This is a genomic window from Streptococcus sp. HMSC071H03 (assembly GCF_001813035.1).
GTDB classification, from domain to species: Bacteria; Bacillota; Bacilli; order Lactobacillales; family Streptococcaceae; genus Streptococcus; species Streptococcus anginosus.
This window is the reverse complement of sequence record NZ_KV811148.1, coordinates 1-519: the sequence shown is the minus strand read 5'-3', so window position 1 is coordinate 519 and position 519 is coordinate 1. Positions and strand designations below refer to the sequence as shown.

At 47.4% G+C, this 519-nt stretch carries 1 rRNA gene; it reads right to left on the bottom strand.

Going from position 1 to position 519, the window contains the following annotated elements:
* Positions 1-444, bottom strand: a 23S ribosomal RNA gene (locus HMPREF2887_RS02690); the annotation flags it as partial.
* Between the last annotated feature and the right edge of the window lie 75 nt (positions 445-519).

Genomic DNA, 519 nt, shown 5'->3' with positions numbered 1-519 from the left:
CCTCCCAGATTCCGACGGGATTCCTCGTGTCCCGCCGTACTCAGGATCCTGCTAGGTATAAAGACTATTTAAAATACGAGGCTCTTACTCTCTCTGGCAACCCTTCCCAAGGTCTTCTTCTATAATCTTTAAGTCCACATCGCAGTCCTACAACCCCGAGAAGTAAACTTCTCGGTTTGCCCTCTTGCCCTTTCGCTCGCCGCTACTCAGGCAATCGCTTTTGCTTTCTCTTCCTGCAGCTACTTAGATGTTTCAGTTCACTGCGTCTTCCTCCTCATATCCTTAACAGATACGGGTAACAGGCATCTACCTGTTGGGTTCCCCCATTCGGACATCCCTGGATCTACGCTTACTTACAGCTCCCCAAGGCATTTCGTCGTTTGTCACGTCCTTCTTCGGCTCCTAGTGCCAAGGCATCCACCGTGCGCCCTTACTAACTTAACCTTATCTTTGACCTCTCAGTCATATACTCATTAATATTCACAGCGTTTTCGGTTTATTTTCTTGTTACTATTTGAT